The following is a 15663-nucleotide window of genomic DNA, read 5'->3' as shown; positions in this document are numbered from 1 at the left end:
AAGAACGAGAGCGCCTGAACCGCCTCAATTGACCTGGCGGTCGCGGCCTTCCCAATAAGGGGCGCGCAGTTCGCGGCGCAGGATCTTGCCGGAGGGGTTGCGCGGCAATGCGTCGATGAAGTCAATGGACTTGGGGGCCTTGAAGCCGGCGATGCGGGTGCGGGCGAAGGCGATCAGCTCTTCCGCCGTCAGCGTGCGGCCAGGCTTGAGCGCCACCACCGCCTTGACCGTCTCGCCCCATTTGTCGTCAGGCACGCCGATCACCGCCGCCTCGGCGACGTCGGGATGGTCGCAGACGGCGCTCTCCACTTCGGCGGGATAGACGTTCTCGCCGCCGGAGATGATCATGTCCTTGATGCGGTCCTGGATGAACAGATAGCCGTCGTCGTCGAGGAAACCGGCGTCGCCGGTGCGCAGCCAGCCGTCGGCGTCCACGGTTTTGGCGGTAGCCTCGGGCATGTTCCAGTAGCCGACCATATTGGCGCCGGAGCGGGTGGCGATTTCACCGATCTGGCCGGAGGGCAGGGGCGCGCCATCCTCGCCCAGCACGGCGAGTTCAACGCCAGCCATGGCCTTGCCGGCGGCGCGCATGCGCGGATTGTTCTCCACGTGGTCCTCGGGCGGCAGGGCGACGATCGAGCCGGTGGTTTCGGTCATGCCATAGACCTGAACGAACTGGCAGCCGAAGGTGTCGATGCATTCGCGCAGCAGCGCCGCCGGGATCGGCGAGGCGCCGTAGAAGATGGTCTTGAGCCGCGAATAATCGGCGCGCGCGGCGCGCGGCTGGCGCACCACGATCTGCAGGGCGGCCGGCACCATAAAGATGCGGCTGATTCCCGACTGCTCGAAGAAATCCAGCACCTTCTCCGGGTCAAACTCCCGCGCCACCACGCCCCTGGCCCCAAAGGCGAGGCTGTTGACGCCCCATTGCACGCCGCCGATGTGGAAGCTGGGCATGGCCAGCAAGGCGACATCCTCGGGCGACCAGGCGTTCCACGCCGGCGCGTCGGGGCCTGCGCCCGCCTGCACCATATGCAGCAGATTGGCGTGCGAGAGCATGGCGCCCTTGGGCCTGCCGGTGGTGCCGGAGGTGTAGAGCTGGATGGTCACGTCATGGCGATCGGCCTGGTGCTGCGGATCGCTGTCGCTGTGCGCGTCGCGCCAGGCGCGGAAATCCTGCCAGTCAGCGACCCCGCCCTCAGCGGCGATAAAGGTCGTCACCTGCGGCAGCTCCGGCGCCAGCCGCCGGGCGAGATCGATGAACTCCGGACCAACGAACAGCACCTTCGCCCCGCAGTCATTGATGATATAGGCGCTCTCGGGCGGCGCCAGTCGCCAGTTCACCGGCGTCAGCACCACGCCGGCCTTGGCCGCCCCATGCAGCAAGGCGAAATAATCGTCGCTGTTCTTGCCCAGCCAGGCGATGCGGTCGCCCTTGCCGAGCCCGAGCGCCGCAAGGCCATTGGCGATGCGGTTGGTGTCTGTGTGCAATTGCGCGAAACTGGTTTGCCTGCCCTCGAATTCATAGGCGATGGCGTCGGGCCGCGCCGCCGCCTGGCCGCGCACCGCGTCGCCCAGCGTGGCGAAATCGGTCGGTTTGACGCTGGGCAATGTTGCCTGCGGGCGCGATGGCGCCAGCCCCGAGGTGGGCTGTTGCGAGTTCATGCGTTGTGCCTCCCTGGCGCCTTTGCGGCGCGCCTGTCGTCAAGGATCGCGGCGCCCACTCTTGCGGTTCTCGCCGTGGTGGTCAGACGCCGCGCCCTTGTTGCGCGCAGCCTACACCAGATCGCGCGCCGCGCGACAGGTCCCGACTGCGTCCGCCTCAGCCTGGCGCGGTGATCCAGCTGCCTATGCCTCACGTAGATAGAGCGACGCGCCATGCGCCCTGCCGCAAGGGCATTACGGCGCTGCGCTGCGGCGCCGCAGCAAAGGCGCTTGAGGAATGTCACGAATGTTCTTATTTTGTTCCAATGGCTGCGCTTAGTCTGAAACAAAAGCTGGCGATCCTGTCGGACGCCGCAAAATACGACGCCTCCTGCGCTTCGAGCGGCACGGAGCGGCGCGACTCGCGCCAGGGCGGCATTGGCAGCGCTGGCGGCACGGGCATCTGCCACGCCTATACGCCTGATGGCCGCTGCATCAGCCTGCTCAAGATCCTGATGACCAATTTCTGCATTTTCGATTGTGCCTATTGCGTCAACCGGGTGAGCAGCCGGGTGGAGCGGGCGCGGTTTACGCCGGAGGAGATCGTCAGCCTGACGCTGGAGTTCTACCGGCGCAATTACATCGAAGGCCTGTTCCTGTCGTCGGGCATCATCCGCAGTTCCGACCAGACCATGGCCGACATGGTGCGGGTGGCGCGCACCCTGCGGCTGGGACATGGCTTCAAGGGCTATATTCACCTCAAGACCATTCCGGACGCCGCGCCGGAGCTGATCAATGAGGCCGGGCTGTTCGCCGACCGGCTGTCGATCAATATCGAACTCCCCCAGGACGCCAGCATCCGGCATTTCGCGCCGGAGAAGCGGCCCGAGACCATTCGCGCCGCCATGGCGGATGTGCGCCTCGCGCGCGAAGCTTCGCGTGAGCGCAGCTTCACCGGCAAAAGGGCGGCGAAATTCGCGCCTGCGGGGCAGTCGACGCAGATGATCATCGGCGCCGATGGCTCCAGCGACCGGCAAATCCTCGCCACATCGGCCAATCTCTATTCCGGCTATGGCCTGAAGCGGGTGTATTTTTCCGCCTTCAGCCCAATCCCGCACGCCAGCGCCAATCTGCCATTGATCAAGCCGCCCTTGCTGCGCGAGCACCGGCTGTATCAGGCCGACTGGCTAATGCGGTTTTATGATTTCTCCGCCGATGAGATCACCGCAGGCCAGCCTGGCGGCCTGCTTGATCTCGACATCGATCCCAAGCTGGCGTGGGCGCTGGCGCATCGCGACAGTTTCCCCGTCGACGTCAACCGGGCCCCCAGGGAGATGCTGTTGCGTATCCCTGGCGTCGGCGCCCGCACCGTGCAGCGCATCCTGCAGGCGCGCCGCTCGGGGCCGGTGCGCTTCGCCGATCTGTTGCGGCTGGGGGCGGCGATGAACCGGGCCCGCCCTTTCATCGTGCTGCCCGACTGGCGCCCAGGCGGGCTGACCGACAGCGCCAGCCTGCGCGCCCGCTTTGCCCCCGCGCCGCAACAGCTGAGCCTGTTCTGATGTATCGCGCCGATCTGCCCGCCCAGGGCACGGCGCAGGTCTGGCGGCGCATCGCCCGCAGCCTCGCCTCGCATCATATCGCCCCCGCCGAGGTGGTGTGGCGCGTGGTGGACGCCGATATGGACGGGGCAGGCGATGACAGCGGCGATCTGTTCGCCCGCACGCCGCTGCCGCTGGGAGAGGGGCCGCATCCGGTCAAGGCGCCGGCGCCATTCATCGCCGAGGCGGGCACGGCGCTGTGCCATCGTGACCCTGAGACACCCGGCCTTCTGTATGCGGCGCTGTACCGTCACCAGCGTGATGCGCGCGCCTGGTCCAATCCCGCCGATCCGCTGACGCGACGCATCGCGGCGCTGTCTAAGGCGGTGCGTCGCGACATCCACAAGATGCACGCCTTCGTCCGCTTTCGCGAAGCGCCGGCGGCCGAGGGCGGGCGGCGCTGCTTCGTGGCGTGGTTCGAGCCGGAGCACCGCATCGTTGAGGTGGCGACGCCCTTCTTCGCCAAACGTTTCGCCGACATGGACTGGCTGATCGCCACGCCGTTCGGCACGGCGCGCCATGACAATGGCGTGCTGAGCATTGGCCCCGCCGTCGCCCGGCCTGATCTGCCGCCGGACGCGTCGGAAGAATTGTGGGGCGCCTATTTCGCCAATATTTTCAATCCGGCGCGCATCAAGCTGTCGGCCATGCGCTCGGAGATGCCGCTGAAATACTGGAAGAACCTGCCGGAAACCAGGCTGATTCCAGAGATGCTGGCAGCCGCTGATGCGCGGGTGGCCCGCATGCGCGCCGCCATGCCCGAGCCGCCGCCGGCCTTCGCCGAGCGCATATTGGCGCGCGGCGCAGCGGGCCAGCCTGCCGCCGAGGCTGCCGAAGCTGCGCCGCAAAGCCTCGATGCCGCCGCGCAGGCCGCCCGGCGCTGCGCCCGCTGCCAGCTGTGCACGGCCGCCACCCAGACCGTGTGGGGTGAGGGCGATGCTGACGCGCCTCTGATGATCGTCGGCGAGCAGCCCGGCGATCGCGAGGATCTGCAGGGCAGGCCCTTCGTCGGTCCGGCGGGCGCCCTGCTGCGCGAGTTGATGGTGGAGGCCGATCCTGGCCCTGCATGGCTGACCAATGCGGTGAAGCACTTCAAATTCAAACCACAGGGCAAGGCGCGCCTGCACCAGAGCCCCAATCGCGCCGAGATCGACATGTGCCGCTGGTGGCTCGACCTGGAGCGTCAGTTCATCGCGCCGAAACTGACCCTGTCGCTGGGCCGCTCGGCGGCCTATGCGCTGACCGGCGACGACGCCCCATTATCCGCGCGTCGTGGGCGGCTGGAGCGGGCCCGCGAGGGCGGGCCGGTGCTGCTCAGCTGGCACCCCAGCTTTATTCTGCGCGCCCCGGCGGCGCGGCAGGCGCAATTGCGCCGTGAGCTCCACGACGATCTGCGGCTGGCTGGCGAGATCATCCGTCGGGGCGGCGTCGGGGGGCATGCCATCAGGCCGTGAGGCCAGGCCGCGAAGATGCTGACGCATCCGTTTCCAGGGCTCAGCCGCTGGTCAGCCTGCTCAGGCCGAAACGCGCGCGCCCGCAGGGATGGTGGGCGGCGCGGCGTTGAGCTGGTCGCGGGCGAAGCCGGCGGCGCGTTGATAGGCCAGCATGAAGGCGGCGCGCTCATCCGCCGGGATCACTGTGTTGATGTCGTCGAACACCCCGCCGCAGCGTTGTTCCACCATGGCCAGCAGGCCGAACGGGCCAGCGCCGCGATTGCGCAGCGCCACCGCCCCGAGCGGCGCGCATAATTGCGCATCATAGGCGGCGAGGGCTTCGGCGCCGACGCCGTGGTCGAGCATGGCCCGGCCAAGCACGCGCGCGTCGATGATCGCCTGCGAGGCGCCATTGGAGCCGGTGGGATACATGGGGTGCGCGGCGTCGCCGATCAGCGCGACCGAACCATCGACCCAGAACGGGATCGGATCGCGGTCGATCATCGGGTTCTCATAGGCCGTCGGGCTCTGGGCCAGCAATTGCGGCAGGTCGAGCCAGTCATAGACGAAGTCGGCAAACAGATGGGCGAAGTCGCTGACTGCGACGCTGCGGAACCAGCCCGCGCGGCCCCAGTCATGGCTCTGGTCAAAGGTCTGCTCGGCGATCCAGTTCAGCGCCACGAAGCCATCGGCGTCAGGCGCCGAGATCGGATACATCACCACCCGCCGCTGGCTCGTGCCGAGCCCAATAAACGACGAGGCGGTGCGCATCGGCCGTGCGCGGGCGACGCCGCGCCACATGATGGCGCCGCCCCAGTGGATCGGCGGCTGGCCGGGGTGCATCTGCGCCCGCACCGCCGAGTGAATGCCATCGGCGCCGATCAGCAGCTCGGCGTCCATGGTCACGCGGCCGCCGGGAGTATCGACCTCGACGCTGACGCCGCCTTGCGGATTCAGCCTATAGCCGGTGACGCGATGGCCGGTGAGCACCGCCCCAGGCCCCAGTCGCTCAATCACCTTGCGTAACAGCAGCATGTGAAAGGCGCCGCGGTGCACGGCGTATTGCGGCCAGTGATAGCCGGCGAAGCGCCCGCGCGGCTCGGCATAGATCTCGCGGCCATTCAGCCCCACAAGGGCCCATTCGCGCGCCGGGGTCCCCACCTCGTCAAGTTCGGCTTCGCTGACGCCCATGTCGAGCAGTTCGCGGACAGCGTTGGGCTGCAGATTGATGCCGACGCCCAGCGGCTTGAGTTCGCCTACGCTTTCCAGCACGCGACAGGACACGCCGATCTGGTGCAGGGTCAAGGCCAGCACAAGGCCGCCGATGCCGCCGCCGGCTATGAGGATGCGGGGCGTGGTCATGGTGCTCTCCGTGATCGGTTGGTCAGTCCTGCGCCCGCGCGCCAGTTTGCGCGCTAGCCTGGTTGTCCGGCCTGTCCGTCGCCAAGTCCACTGCCTGCGCGGCCGCATCTGTATGCGCCAGCGCCGGACTTAGGCCAACGGCCGGCGGCGTGGCCCCGGTTATGCTGGCGATGCGTGCGATGGGGCCGCGCAGCAGCAGATAGGGCGCCACCGCCAGCAGCAGGGCCGTCAGCGCCGCCTCTCCGGGATAGAAGGTGTCCAGCACCCGTCATTGGTAAACCAGATCCATGGCCAGCGCGATCAATGTCAGACGCGAGGTGGCCAGCAGCGCGCCATGGATTTTGTCGCCGCGTCCGGCCCGCTGCCGCAGCAGGCTCCAGACAAAACTGACGCGGCCGGCGCGCGCATCGGCCATGCCGTCATAAAAGGCCGCCAGCACCCCCATGGCTGGCTGAAGCAGGAAGCGAAACCACATCGGTCCGCCGGCACGATCGATAACGTCGCGTCCAATGCGCTGCGCCACCTCTGCTGTCAGCCCATGCCACACCGCGCCCAGCGCCAGCAGGAAGATGACAAGACCAAAGGTAATCCACGCCAGCAAGCGCTTGTGGCGCGCCGGGCCTCCGTCCCCACTCATGCTGTTCCCCCCAAGCCCTTCGCAAGGCGCCCGCATGTCGCACCGGCACGCCCCCCAAAACGCCTCCCAAAAACGCCCATCAAGACGACCTGCATTTGCGGCCGGCGTGTTCCTGCGTCGGCCGTCAGGGTCATCGGCGATGCGACCTCCGTCAAGGTGGTTGCAGAGCTTTTGCCAGCTTGGGACGGGTGGCGAGGTGGGACGCACCGGTCAAACGAGGCGGCGCCATGCAGTCGGCGCCGGCCAGGCGTGGAGGCGGCGCCTGGTCGCGGAAGAGGCGGTGAGGCAGGGGTAAAGCCTAAGGCTGCCTCCTAGTTGTAGTAGCGCGGGCCGCGGATATTGGCGTGCAGGATCGTCGGAGCCTCCGCAGCCCGCTTTTCGGCGGGGTGACGATCAAGCTTGTTGTCGAGGATCGATTTGACGGAGGAGTAGGTGCGTGCGCCGATGTCGATGGCGCGTTCCGCCGCCGCCTCCACGCGAGCCCCGCCGTAGGAATGCGCCAGACGGACAATGCCCAGACAGGCGCGGAAGCCCTGCTCGGGATGAGGACGCTGTTCGATGATCTGCTCGCACAGCGCTGCTGTAGAGGGGCCTATCCGTCGGGCATCGCTCCGGATCCTGTCGATGGTCCAGTTCCGGTAGCGTCTGTGGCTTGAGGGCATGTGGTCGGCCACCGTGGTATGGCCGTGATTGCCGCTCATGCGAAGATGGGTGGCGATCCGCTGGCCCCGGTGGAATATCTCGACGGTACGGGCCGTGAGGCGTGCATCGACCTCGGCCCGGGCCAGTTGATGGGGCGCCGAGTAGTAGTGCCCGGCGATCTCGACGTGGTAGTCGACGCCAACGCGGCACGCTTTCCATTGCGCGAAGACATAGGGTTCAGACGGCAGGGGTCTGAGCGCGGGCCGGTCAATGTCTTCGAACAGCTGTCGGCGGGTGACGCCGAGGCGGCGGATGGTCCGCTCGTCATTGAGAACCCTCAGCATTTCGGCGATGGCGGCGTTCAGTTCGGCAAGGCTGGTGAAGGTTTGCCGGCGCAGCCGACCCAGAAGCCAGCGCTCGATGATCAGCACCGCCCGCTCAACCTTGGCCTTGTCGCGGGGTTTGCGCGGGCGGGCCGGCAGAATGGCGCTCCCATAGTGCGCGGCCATCTCAGCGTAGGTCCGGTTGACCTGTGGATCGTAAAGACACGCCTTGATGACTGCAGTTCGGGTGTTGTCGGGGACGAGCAGGTCAGGAGCGCCGCCCATTGCCGAGAAGGCGCGGACATGGCCGTCAATCCAGTCGGGCAGCATTTGGGTCCAGCTGGCGCAGGCAAATGTAAAGCTCGACGCGCCCAGAACGGCGACAAAGATTTGGGCCGCACGGATCTCTCCGGTGAGCCTGTCGATGAGGACGGGCACGGTATCGCCCGCATAGTCGACGAACAGCCGCTCGCCGGCGGCATAGGTCTGCCGCATGGTCACCGACACTTTTCTCGCGAAGGTCCGGTAGAGATCGCAATAGCGGGAGTAGCTATAACCGCCCGGGTTCTCAGCGATGTATTCATCCCACAGGATGGTCAGGGTGACGTGCTTGCGCTTCAGCTCACGGTGAACGTTGCCCCAATCCGGCTCGGCGATGCGCCGGTGTCCCCGTTTGCTGCGGCGGTTGGCGTACAGGGCGCTTTCCAGCGCATCGTCACTGAGCGCCTCGACCTGCTCCCATGACAGACCTGCGCTCTCGGCCCTTTGCAGGGTCTCTCGCACGCTCGATCGCGCCATGGCGAGCCGTCGGGCAATTTCATGCGCCGAGAGAGACGAGAAGTTCAGTCGAATGATGTCGCGCGCCTTGCGCATGGAAAGTCGCTCCGCTGGCATCGTTTGCTCCCGAGGGTGACCAGGGGAGCGAGTGTGAACATGCCAGCGGGAACCGTCTCACCATCGAAATGACCCGGGCGGGATCATCCAGGAATGGGGGGCGCCATCATCCAGGAATCGGGGGGCGGGATCATCCAGGAATAGAGGGGCGCCATCATCTCGTTTTAGGGGGGCGCCATCGCCAGGAATCTACCGCCTGAGCGGAGGCCCCGCGCCTTGGCGGCGTCAAGGACTGCCTCGATGCGCCCACGGATGCGCGATGCAGTCTCGGCTTTCGTCGACCAGATCGGCTTGAGTTCGGCCAGCACGACATCGACCGTGATCGCATCAACGGCCTTGTCGGCGAGGCTCAGGCAATAGCCCTTGCCGGTGAGGTCGCCTGCATCGTCCCGCGTCCGGCCCAACGTCATATGCCACTGGTCCCGGTGTTTGTCGTTTTTCCAGCTTGGCGACAGGGAGGCGAGATACTCGTCGGCGACCTCGCCGAAGGTCGGCGTCGTCTTCGCAGCCTCGTGCTTCTTGTCAGCGCCGGGATGGATGCCATCGGCGACCTTACGGCGGGCGGCTTCAGCTTTACGGCGAGCTTCTGCGAGTGAGACCCGATCCGGGTTTCCAAGGCTGATCTCCGCCTGCCGTCCCGCCCAGCGGAACATGAAGGACCAGACCCGCTGCTTCGGCGTCACTCGGAGATAGAGACCGGCACCGTCGGCGTACCGCCCCGGTGCCCTCAACGCCGCTACCTGCCGTGCATTCAGGCGGTTGATCTCAGCCATCGCCCCATCCTGTATCCTAATGGATATCCTAATGCTCTCGTCGCGTTTGGCGGGAGCGCCGTGCGACAGGCAGATACAGCTAGCGCGTGAAACCCTTTGTAAATCAAGGGGTCTAAGCGTCAAACCGACACAGGATGAAACAGGGGGAAAAAGGGGGGTGGCGGAGACGAAGGGATTCGAACCCTTGAAGCCCGTTTCCAGGCTTGCTCATTTAGCAAACGAGTGCCTTCAGCCTCTCGGCCACGTCTCCGTACGACGCTTGGGATAGTCGCTGCCGCCGGGCAGGTCAATGGCAAAGCGCGGGCCCGGAAAAATTCAATGGGGATTGTGGATGGCGGCGTCTGGTCGTTCGAGCCGGCCAACGAGCCATCGTTCTGCGTGATCTGAAGATTTGGCGAAATGCGGCCCTGCATGCTGCGAGGCCCGGTCGATTGGCGGCGGCGAACTGTCAGGCCGTCCGGCTGCGGCGCAGCGGCAGGGCGGGGAATCGGCGACGGCTGGCTTCATAGTGTGCGGCGGGCGCGATGGCCCGAAACAGCTTCCAATGATGGCAGCGAGAGCAGCGGCGGGAGAACGCTGTAAGCCATCGCGCCCCGCCCAGGCCCCGGTCGCCAGCAGACGCGGTGCAATTTCCCGGCGGCGCGTCACAGCGGCGACAGGGCGGGAGGGGGTGCGCCGGCTATTTGAGTGTCGTCATCACCACGCCGATGGTGATCAACGCCACGCCGATGATGGCCTTGGCCGACATGCGCTCGCCGAGAAAGCTGACGGCGAAGATGGCGGTGAGCACGACGCTGAGTTTGTCGATTGGCGCCACCAGCGACGCCGGGCCTGCCTGCAGGGCGCGGAAGTAACATAGCCATGACAGGCCGGTGGCGACGCCCGACAGGGTCAGGAACAGCCATGTACGCGCCGGTATCGACGCCGGCGCGCGCCACGCGTCATTGAGGCTGACCATTAATCCGGCGACCACGAGGATGACGATGGTTCGGATGAAGGTGGCGAGATCGGAATGGATGGCGCTGACGCCCACCTTGGAGAAGATGGCGGTGAGGGCGGCGAAGGCTGCTGAGAGCAGCGCCCAGCCAAGCCATGGCGCCGCGCCTCCCTGAAACAGGCTGAACATGGAAGGTGATCCGCTTTAGGCGCGCCCGGGTGCGGCGCTGCGGCTGACAATACACCCTTGTGGCGGTGAATGCGGCAGCCTTGCCGCACGTCTTGCAGCACGCCTCGCCGCACGCCTTGCCCTTGCACATTGGCTGCCAGGCGCTAAGCCGCCTTCCGGGGGGGCAGACCAGCTGGGCAATCCTGCATTGGCGAAGCTGCATGGGCAAAGCTGCGCTGGCAAAACTGCATTGGCTGTGCGCCGGCGCGGTCAACCAACGCGTGTCGCGGCGCAGCACGATGACACAACAGTGTCGTAACACGCCGCTATAACTAGTCAATTTAGATTAATTTGGCGGTTGTTGATTCATCTCTGATTCACGACGTTTCATCGGCAATTGGGCGGGCGAACGTCGGTGTGTGCTGTGGACCTGCGCGGTTCTAGTTAAAGGCGCCTAAACAAAACAGGCGAAAACCGGCCTGTCGGCGGTCAGTTCGTGTCATTTGGGCCACATCCCCTGCCAAAAGCCCGTCACAGACGTTCTCGGCCTGCGGCTGATGGTTGATCGGATCATCTGTAACGATATTGTTCCGGTCAGTGGGAAGTTTCTTGCGCCGCGCGTCTCCATTGTTCTGGTTCGCCAGACGGGGGCGGAGACAAAGCGGCGGAGAGGAACAGGGGATCGATCCCTGCCACGGCAGGGGTGGATGTTCCACTTCCCATGGGGTCTCAAATCTGGAGGTTTAACATGAAGCTCGCAAAGAGCCTTCTGCTCGGCTCGGCAGCCGGTTTCCTGGCAGTCGCCGGCGCTCAGGCGGCGGATCTTCCCGCCACCAAGTCCGCTCCTGTGGAATACGTCAAAGTTTGCGCCACCCACGGCGTTGGCTTCTTCTACATCCCGGGCACCGACACCTGCATCCGCATCGGCGGCCGCGTGTCGTTCGGCTACCAGGTCGGCCAGTGGCGCTCGATCCAGGGCCACGACAAGTCCAACTTCATGGTCGCCGGCCGTATCCAGGTCGACGGTCGTACCGCCAGCGAGTGGGGCACGATCCGTACGTTCGTGCGCTTCGACATCGCCAGCCGCACCGGCCAGCAGCACGGCGCCTCGGGCACCCTGCGTAACCATGGCCCGTCGAGCTTCAACGCCACTGGCGTCGACACCTACAACCGCGCGTACAAGTACGTCGAAGTTGACAAGGCGTTCATCCAGTTCGCTGGCCTGACCGCTGGTCGTTCGTCGTCCTTCTACGACTTCTACATGACCGACATCGAGCTGACGAACTTCTCGATCACCTCGAACGCCTCTTCGACCAACCTGCTCGCCTACACCGCCAAGTTCGGCGGCGGCTTCAGCGCCACGTTCTCGATGGAAGACCCGACCTTCCGTCGTAACCCGCTGTTCTTCGGCGCTGGCGCGTTCAACGCGGCCCAGGGTCAGGCTGTCGTCACCTCTGCGGTCACCGGTCTGATCAGCGGCGCTCCGAACGCGATCTGCGTCAACGGCGGCGTGATTGGCTGCTCGTTCACCGCTCCGATCACCACCTATGACGCTGCTGGCAATCCGGTTGGCTACGCCAATATTCCGATCGAGCAGCGCCTGAACGTTCCGGACTTCGTCGCCAATCTGCGCGTCGATCAGGGTTGGGGCTCGGCACAGCTGTCGGTCGCCACGCACCAGATCGCAGTCGGCAACTTCGCTGGCGGCGTGACCAACGGTGGCTACGCTACCCGTCCGGAAGCCAAGTGGGGCTACGCCATCCAGGGCGGCGTGAAGTTCAACCTGCCGTTCCTTGCTCCGGGCGACGCCCTGTGGCTGCAGGCTGCTTACGCCAAGGGCGCCATGTCCTACACCGGCATGTCGGCTCCGGTCGGTCATGACTCGGCCGTTCAGGGCGGCATCGGCGGCGGTTCGCGCTTCGGCGTGTACAAGGTCGACGGTTACCTCGACCCGGTCACCGGCGACATCAAGCAGACCGAAGCCTGGTCGGTTGCTGCAGCGTTCCTGCACTACTGGACCCCTCAGCTGCGTTCTGGCTTCGTGGCCACCTACGGCCAGGTCAAGTTCCCGTCGGGCGCCCGTATCAACGGTCCGCTGGGCAACATCTCGAACCAGCCGTACAACGTCGCCTTCAAGGACTACAGCCAGTTCGTTGGTCTCGCCAACATCGTCTGGTCGCCGGTTAAGGATCTCGACTTCGGCGTCGAAGTTCTCTACTCGCGCATCGATCCGAAGGGCCGCGTCATCGACAACAACCGTTATGGCACGCTCACCGGCAAGACCGCTGGCTATGACGACAACGTCCTGACCCGTATCCGCATCGACCGCTCGTTCTGATACCTGTCAGTTTGACAACAGAGGCCCCGGCGCAAGCCGGGGCCTTTTTTTGTGATCTGGCAGTATGCAGACGGCGTGCCAACTGTGGATTCCGCAGTGGGCGGCCATACGCACCCAGAGAGCCCTGTACGGGCTATCTACATCTGTTGTTGTTTGTTGGAAATTTATGTTAAGCTATTGAAGTAATAGATTAAATTATTGTTATTCCTGCTATTGAAGCCTGTTGGGCGAAAGAGCAGGCATGAATGGTCGCATCAGGCCGCCCCAGTGTCAGCCCGGCGCCCACCTGCACATTGCGCTTTGAGAAGCAGAGTGACTGCCTGCAGCGGCGAGCTTGTTCCGACATCTGCAGGTGAGCAATGCAGCTAAAGGGCCGGGCGCCACAGCTGAAGGTAGTGGGCGCCGTAAGCTTGCCCCGCGCAGGGCGCACCGCGCGGGAAGGCGCCTTCTCTGGAAGGCCTCCCCACATATGCGTCCAGGGCGTCTCGCCTAGTCCGTGCGGCTCGCTGGCGGCTCTGGCATGCTGGCGGTGCGGCCCGCGCCGTTCGGGCCGACCTGCTGCTGCGACGGCGGCGTGACGGCGACGCTGCGGCGGCTCACACCACGTCGCAGGTCGTCAGCCAGCTGCATGGGCGCGCCGGGCTGCAGGCGCTGGCGATACACCTGCAGATTTTCCAGCACCCGCTGCACGTAATTGCGGGTTTCGCTGAAAGGGATCAGCTCGATCCAGTCGATTGGGTCAACGGCGGCGTCGCGCGGGTCGCCGTGGCTTTGCAGCCATTTACGGACATTGCCGCCGCCAGCGTTATAGGCGGCGATGCTCAATATGTAGGAGCCGCGCCAGTCGTCAAGCAGTTCGCCAACATGGTGCGCGCCGAGCGTGGCGTTATAAGCGGCGTCCGTGGTCAGGCGGCCAAGGTCAAAGTCCTTGCCCGCGCTTGCGGCGGTGCGCTGCGCCGTCGCCGGCATCAATTGCATCAGTCCGCGCGCCCCGGCCGATGACATGGCGGCGGGGTCAAACACGCTTTCCTGACGGGCGATGGCCAGCACCAGTGACCGCTCAACGTCATTGCGGGTGGGCGTGAACTGCGGCGCGCCCTGCACCGGCCAGGCGGCGTCGGCGAGGGGCAGGCCACGTTGCATCGCCGCTTTGCCGATATTGACCATGGCGCGGGCATCGTCGCGATTGGCGGCGAGGCGAGCCAGCAGGTCCACGACGCCGGCATCTACCTCGGTGCGAGCCACGCCCAGATACAGCGGCCCAGCCATATCATCGGCGTCCGCCTCGTGCAGCAGGCGCACGGCGCGCACGGCGAGGCGATCCAGACCATCGGCAGGCGGGGCAGGCTGGGCCGTGATCAAGGGGCTGCGGTCGCCCAGCTTGATGCGCGCCGCCTGGCCATAAAAGGTCTCGCCATGGCGGGCGGCGGCTTCATAATCGGCCCGGGCGGCGTTGTCATCGCCAAGGGCTTCCTGGGCGCGCCCGCGCCAGTAAAAGGTGCGCGCCAGCGACACCGGGGTGCCGGCGATCCCCGCCGCCACCTCGAAATGCGCCAGGGCCAGCTTCGGCCTGTCGAGATAGCGCAGGGCGATCCAGCCAGCGTGGAACTCAGCCTCGATCTTCAGGGCGTCGCGTTCGGCGCCATGCTGATTGACCAGCTGGTAGGCGATGTCCGGCTTGCCGGCGTCGAGGTAACGACGCGCCAGGATGCGCCGTTCGATCCACCAGCCGTCTCCGCCATCGACGGCCAGCTCGCTGGCCGGCGTCGCCAGCAGAATGGCGCGGGCCCCATCATTGTCGTCGCGCTTGCGCAGGTACATCGCCCGCGACAGCCGCCATGACACATCCTTGCGGAGCGCCTCGGGCGTGGCGTTCAGCGCCGTCTCCGCCGCCTTGCCAGGTGTGCGGGCCTGCGCGACGGCCGTGCGCGCCCGCGCCAGCCTGACGTAGTCTGGCCCGGCCCGCGTCGCGGCGCGCAGGGCTGCGGCCCAGTCCTCACGCAGCAGGAAGTGCTCCATGCGGTTGCGATGCTCGGTCTGGCTGAGGGCGGCGCCGAACTGCTCGACGACGCGATTCTCCAGCGCAGCGGGCAGGGCGTCATCGCGCCACATCTGCACGATGAGCTCCCTGGCGGCGGCTGCGTCGCCGCGCGCCTGGCGCGCACCGGCCAGCAGCAGCACGCCATGCGGCGTTTCTGGCTGACGATCGCCGAAGAAGCGGATGACTGCATCTGGTCCGGCCTTCTGCCGCATCAGCGCGTATTCTGCCTGGCGGCGGACGATCTGCAGCGACGGCCAGTCAGGATATTGCGTCAGGAAGCGGTTGATCCGGGCGAAATCGAGTGTGGCGCCGGCATAGCGAATGGCGGTCCATTCGAGCAGCGCCCGCGCCGCCGGATCGCGCAAGCGCGCCGCCGCTGCGTCGCCCTTGCCGACATCGCCGCTGCGATAGGCGGATAGCGCCTCACGCAATGGGGCCAACGCCACCCCTGTCGGGGGCGGCGCCACCGGCCGGTCATTGACTGTGAGCTGTGGATCGCTCAACGCCGCCGGCGCAGACGGCGGGGTCAGCGCCCCCGCTGGCGTCGGGAGCGATGCGTTCGGACCTGCGGAATCCTTGTCGCCGACGCGGTGCGGTTGAACCGCCTGCACTGGCGCTGGCGTTGGGGCTGGAGCGGGCCGCCACGCAGCTGGCAGCCAAAGATGGGCGCCGCCGGGCGTGAAGCCATAATGGTGCGCTGCCCCGACGCCGAGTAGCGCCACGGCGAGGGAGACGCAGCCGCCGATCGCCCAGCCACGGCGCATTCGACCGGCGCGTCCAGTCGCGGCGTCCATCGCGGTCGCAGCCTGGGGGGGCGGAGCGGCGGGCTGCTGCGGCGGCGCCGCCTGGCCTTTGGCATGGCTCGCGGCAGCG

10 protein-coding genes and 1 tRNA gene are annotated in these 15663 nt (G+C 66.3%); 3 read left to right on the top strand and 8 right to left on the bottom strand.

The genetic code is table 11. The features are described from left to right. Positions 1 to 24: 24 nt before the first annotated feature. A complete protein-coding gene (locus AC6A67_RS01820; protein ID WP_498034811.1) occupies positions 25 to 1665 on the bottom strand; it encodes a fatty acid--CoA ligase in 1641 nt (546 codons plus the stop codon). Between the two features lie 305 nt (positions 1666 to 1970). Between AC6A67_RS01820 and AC6A67_RS01815 the strand changes: the two genes are divergently transcribed. Beyond that, positions 1971 to 3203 (top strand): putative DNA modification/repair radical SAM protein, encoded by a 1233-nt coding sequence (locus tag AC6A67_RS01815; RefSeq protein WP_498034810.1) that lies wholly within the window; start codon positions 1971 to 1973, stop codon positions 3201 to 3203. Next, positions 3203 to 4696: a UdgX family uracil-DNA binding protein gene (locus AC6A67_RS01810; protein WP_498034809.1), complete on the top strand. Its 1494-nt coding sequence runs from the start codon at positions 3203 to 3205 to the stop codon at positions 4694 to 4696. The genes AC6A67_RS01815 and AC6A67_RS01810 overlap by 1 nt, the downstream gene beginning before the upstream one ends. A gap of 60 nt (positions 4697 to 4756) precedes the next feature. Here the strand turns inward: AC6A67_RS01810 and AC6A67_RS01805 are convergent, their stop codons facing one another. The 6 genes from AC6A67_RS01805 to AC6A67_RS01780 form a co-directional block, all read right to left on the bottom strand. Continuing rightward, positions 4757 to 6037, bottom strand: a complete 1281-nt coding sequence (locus AC6A67_RS01805) for a flavin-dependent oxidoreductase (RefSeq protein ID WP_498034808.1) — start codon at positions 6035 to 6037, stop codon at positions 4757 to 4759. Between the two features lie 268 nt (positions 6038 to 6305). After that, positions 6306 to 6674 (bottom strand): hypothetical protein, encoded by a 369-nt coding sequence (locus AC6A67_RS01800; protein ID WP_498034807.1) that lies wholly within the window; start codon positions 6672 to 6674, stop codon positions 6306 to 6308. Between the two features lie 311 nt (positions 6675 to 6985). Further along, on the bottom strand, positions 6986 to 8512 hold the full coding sequence (gene istA, locus AC6A67_RS01795) for an IS21 family transposase (protein WP_498034806.1): 1527 nt from the start codon (positions 8510 to 8512) through the stop codon (positions 6986 to 6988). 185 nt (positions 8513 to 8697) lie between these two features. Further along, the gene (locus tag AC6A67_RS01790) at positions 8698 to 9306 is read right to left on the bottom strand and encodes a tyrosine-type recombinase/integrase (protein WP_498034805.1); all 609 of its coding nucleotides are present in this window, start codon (positions 9304 to 9306) and stop codon (positions 8698 to 8700) included. Between the two features lie 158 nt (positions 9307 to 9464). Further along, positions 9465 to 9556: transfer RNA gene (locus AC6A67_RS01785), tRNA-Ser, on the bottom strand. Between the two features lie 429 nt (positions 9557 to 9985). After that, positions 9986 to 10432 (bottom strand): EamA family transporter, encoded by a 447-nt coding sequence (locus AC6A67_RS01780; protein ID WP_498034804.1) that lies wholly within the window; start codon positions 10430 to 10432, stop codon positions 9986 to 9988. Positions 10433 to 11159: 727 nt separating this feature from the next. Between AC6A67_RS01780 and AC6A67_RS01775 the strand changes: the two genes are divergently transcribed. After that, positions 11160 to 12749, top strand: coding sequence for a porin (locus AC6A67_RS01775; RefSeq protein WP_498034803.1), 1590 nt, complete (start codon positions 11160 to 11162; stop codon positions 12747 to 12749). A gap of 489 nt (positions 12750 to 13238) precedes the next feature. Here the strand turns inward: AC6A67_RS01775 and AC6A67_RS01770 are convergent, their stop codons facing one another. Then, entirely contained in the window at positions 13239 to 15554 is a 2316-nt protein-coding gene (locus AC6A67_RS01770; RefSeq protein WP_498034802.1) for a lytic transglycosylase domain-containing protein, read from the bottom strand. Between the last annotated feature and the right edge of the window lie 109 nt (positions 15555 to 15663).

It is taken from the genome of Camelimonas sp. FR25 (genome assembly GCF_059740505.1).
The sequence above is the reverse complement of the archived record's forward strand: the minus strand, read 5'-3'. Positions and strand labels throughout refer to the sequence as shown.